At 44.4% G+C, this 4602-nt stretch carries 1 protein-coding gene; it reads left to right on the top strand.

Translation table 11 applies throughout. The features are described 5' to 3' along the window. Window positions 1–416 precede the first annotated feature (416 nt). Window positions 417–4602 (top strand): hypothetical protein (locus VN105_RS01955; RefSeq protein ID WP_325637396.1); only part of this gene is annotated, 4186 nt, incomplete at its 3' end.

The following is a 4602-nucleotide window of genomic DNA, read 5'->3' as shown; positions in this document are numbered from 1 at the left end:
GTTTTGTGGGCTTCGGGTATGCGCAGATTACTATTTCAACTCCTTCTATAGCATTTACGCAGGCTTGCGCATCAGCAAACTTCAATACTTACAACTTTTCATTTTCATTTTTCCCGGTACAAAATCTTGGTGCTTCTAACCAATTTATTGTAGAATTATCAGATAGAAACGGAAGTTTTGCAAATCCGGTCATAGTTAAAACCCTTACCAATACAACTTCACCAGTTACCAGTAATTTTAATCTGCCAACAAACACTTACGGGGAGGGCTACAGAATTAGGGTCAGGAGTACCAGTCCTGTAAAAGTAAGCCCAAACAGCAATGCTTTTGCCGCTTATTATGCTGCACATAATCAGGCATTTTCAATAAACGGAAATAACAGTACCGTAACACTCTGCGGAAATGAAAGTTTTCTGTTGCAGATTGACAATGACGGAACTTCTGCATCGCCACTCTATTATCCGTCATTGAATTACAAATGGTATAAAAACTTTATCGAAATCCCGGGCGAGCGTGGTGCATCGCTGACTGTGACACAACCCGGCTCCTATTATGTGATTGTTGACTACGGAACCTGTGTAATGAATTCTTATTCCAATATTGTTCAGGTCCAGGTTCAGAGCCCTATCAGCCCCGTCATACAAGCTGAAAACAACTCAACAGCAATTTGCCCTAATGATACCCGGACACTCACCAGTGTATTACAAAATGCCAGCTATACCTATGCCTGGTTCAAAAATAACAACAGCATACCTGGCGCAACCGGCCCAACCTATGAAGCATCTGAAGAAGGCATTTATCATCTGGAAATTACTGCTTCCGGTTGTACTTTCGAGTCCGACCCTATAGCACTAGAAGTCATTGACTTTAACCTGTCACTCAGCACATCTTCACAAATAGTATTAATTCCAGGCGAAACTATTACGGTCAACACTATAACCGATGCACAAAATCCGCAATTCCAATGGCATAAAAATACCTCTCCATTACCCGGAGCAACGCAAGCTGCACTGAATATAACACAGGCCGGAGATTATACTGTTTCGGTTACCGAAGCACAACCTTGCAACATAACGAAAGAAAGCACCGTATCCGTAGTCTATCCATCAGGTTTTGATGTGCAAGTCCAAACCGGAACAGGCTATACTTCCTGCACAAGCACAGCTACAACACTGTCAATTTCACGATTTGATGCCATTACAGGAAACAACAACATAAATCTTCTTGGCAACACTTACAATTACAGCTATCAATGGTATAGAAACGACATTGCAATTCCTGGTGCGACAAACATTTCGCTTCCGGTAAACAGTCCGTCTGAAAACGGAAACTATCTGTTAAAAATTACCATTCCTGATTTTGGCGTTGTTACGTCAAATACCATAGCCGTAAATCTTGCCCTTGAAAACAATACTATAACCAACAGTGGTCCGCTATGCGAAAACGGAACTGTTCTGCTTTCATCCAATATCACCAACACCACCTATACTTATCAATGGTTTAAAAACGATATTGCAATAGCAGGAGCCGTTTCCAGCACGCATACGGCATCTGAAGAAGGCAATTACTATCTTATAGCCACAAGTGGCACGTGTACGAAACAGTCAAATACTGTTGCATTGCAGATTCCTACTTTCACAATCACTACAACTTCACCTGCTTTTGACATACTGATACCGGGCGAACAAAAAACACTATCCGTGTCTACCGATGCCACTGCTCCTCAATTTGCGTGGTTCCGCAACAACGACCCGATTCCGGGAGCCAACCAAAGCAGCTATGTTGCCACACAAAACGGAACCTATAAAGTTGTGGTTACACAAAATCAGGGCTGCGTTATTCAAAAAGAAAAAGCATTTGTATTGGAATATCCAAGCGGATTTGAAGTAACTATTACCCCGACGACCAGTTACACGGCTTGCGATAACGGACCTGTTACCTTATCCGTTACCCGTTTTATTGCCAATACGTCACAAGGTACAATTGACCTGACCAACAGGAACAACAGTGCCTATACCTACCAATGGTTTAAAAATACTTCGATTGTTGCCGGAGCCACAGCCACAAGCCATACCATAAACAGCGCGACAGAAAACGGCAGCTATACCGTGAGTGTAACCCTGCCTGATTTTGCACCTGTGGTTTCTAATGCCACTGACATAAAACTATCGCCGGAAAACACTACAATCAGCAGTTCTGGAGCATTATGCGAGGGAAGTAGCGTTACTCTTTCGTCAAGTGTTGCCAATTCTGCCTATACCTACCAATGGTTTAAAAACGACCTTCCAATTCCGGGGGCTACTACGTATAATCATACTGCAGATTCGGAAGGAAACTATTACCTGATTATCAGCCAGAGCGGATGTACCAGACAGTCAAACACCATTACGTTGACAATAGGACAGATCAGTATCGCCAGCACATCGCCTGCTACAGACATATTGCTTCCGGGAGAAACCAAAACATTTACCGTAACGACAGATGCGGTGGCTCCGCAGTTTGCCTGGTTCCGCAACAACGACCCGATTCCGGGAGCCAACCAGAGCAGTTATACGGCTACACAAAACGGCACTTACAAGGTTGTGGTCACTCAGACGCAAGGCTGTAATGCTACTGCCGAAAAAGTATTTGTATTGGAATATCCAACTGGATTTGAAGTAACCATTGCTCCTACCTCCAGCCACACGGCTTGTGATAACGGACCTGTAGCCTTATCCATAACCCGTTTTATTGCCAACACATCACAAGGTGTAATCGACCTGACCAACAGGAACAACAGTGCCTATACCTACCAATGGTTTAAAAATACTTCGATTGTTGCCGGAGCCACAGCCACAAGCCATACCATAAACAGTGCGACAGAAAATGGCAGCTATACCGTGAGTGTAACCCTGCCTGATTTTACACCTGTGGTTTCAAATGCCGTTGACATAAAACTATCGCCTGAAAACACAACAATCAGCAGTTCCGGAGCACTGTGTGAGGGAAGCAGTGTTACCCTTTCGTCAAGTGTTGCCAATTCTGCCTATACCTACCAATGGTTTAAAAACGACCAGCCAATTCCAGGTGCTACTACGGATAATCATACTGCAGATTCGGAAGGAAACTATTACCTGATTATCAGCCAGAGCGGATGTACCAGACAGTCAAACACCATTACGTTGACAATAGGACAGATTAGTATCGCCAGCACATCGCCTGCTACAGACATTCTGCTTCCGGGAGAAACCAAAACATTTACCGTAACGACAGATGCGGCGGATCCGCAGTTTTCCTGGTTCCGCAATAACGACCCGATTCCGGGAGCCAACCAGAGCAGTTATACGGCTACACAAAACGGCACCTACAAGGTTGTGGTTACCCAGACGCAAGGCTGTAATGCTACTGCCGAAAAAGTATTTGTATTGGAATATCCAACCGGGTTTGAAGTAACCATAACCCCTACCACCAGCTACACGGCTTGTGATAACGGACCTGTTACCTTATCCGTTACCCGTTTTATTGCCAACACATCACAAGGTGTAATCGACCTGACCAACAGGAACAACAGTGCCTATACCTACCAATGGTTTAAAAATACTTCTACTGTTGCCGGAGCTACAGCCATGAGCCATACCATAAACAGCGCGACAGAAAATGGCAGCTATACCGTGAGTGTAACCCTGCCTGATTTCGCGCCTGTGGTTTCTAATGCCGTTGACATAAAACTATCGCCGGAAAACACTACAATCAGCAGTTCCGGAGCATTATGCGAGGGAAGTAGCGTTACCCTTTCGTCAAGTGTTGCCAATTCTGACTATACCTACCAATGGTTTAAAAACGACCAGCCAATTCCAGGTGCTACTACGGATAATCATAATGCAGATTCGGAAGGAAACTATTACCTGATTATCAGCCAGAGCGGATGTACCAGACAGTCAAACACCATTACGTTGACAATAGGACAGATTAGTATCGCCAGCACATCGCCTGCTACGGACATCCTGCTTCCGGGAGAAACCAAAACATTTACCGTAACGACAGATGCGGCGGCCCCTCAATTTGCGTGGTTCCGCAATAACGACCCGATTCCGGGAGCCAACCAGAGCAGCTATACGGCTACACAAAACGGCACTTACAAGGTTGTGGTTACCCAGACGCAAGGCTGTAATGCTACTGCCGAAAAAGTATTTGTATTGGAATATCCAACCGGATTTGAAAGCACCATCAGCGCTAATTCTGATTATCAGCAATGTTCCAGTACCTCAATCATATTAAGTCTGACCAGCCTTATTGCTACTACTCCATCAGGAACTATTCCTGTGACCAATACCTCCGGATATACTTTCCAATGGTTTAAGAACGGAGATCCTGTGGTTGGAGCTATTGCTTCATCATTAACGCTTAACACTCCTTCAGAAAACGGCATCTACAAACTGCAAATCACTTTACCTTATTTCGCACCCGTATTTTCCAATGACATAACCGTAAATCTGTTCTCAGGTCAGCCATTGGCTATTACAGCCGTTGGACAGTTGTGCCCTGAAAATCCGCAGGTAATAATTCAGAGCAATTTTTCAAATAGCTCCTATACTTACACCTGGTTCAGAAACGGTGACGTAA

It is taken from the genome of Chitinophaga sp. (genome assembly GCF_035564935.1).
GTDB lineage: Bacteria > Bacteroidota > Bacteroidia > Chitinophagales > Chitinophagaceae > Chitinophaga.
Note: the sequence above shows the minus strand (reverse complement) of the source record. Positions and strands in the feature narration are given on the sequence as shown.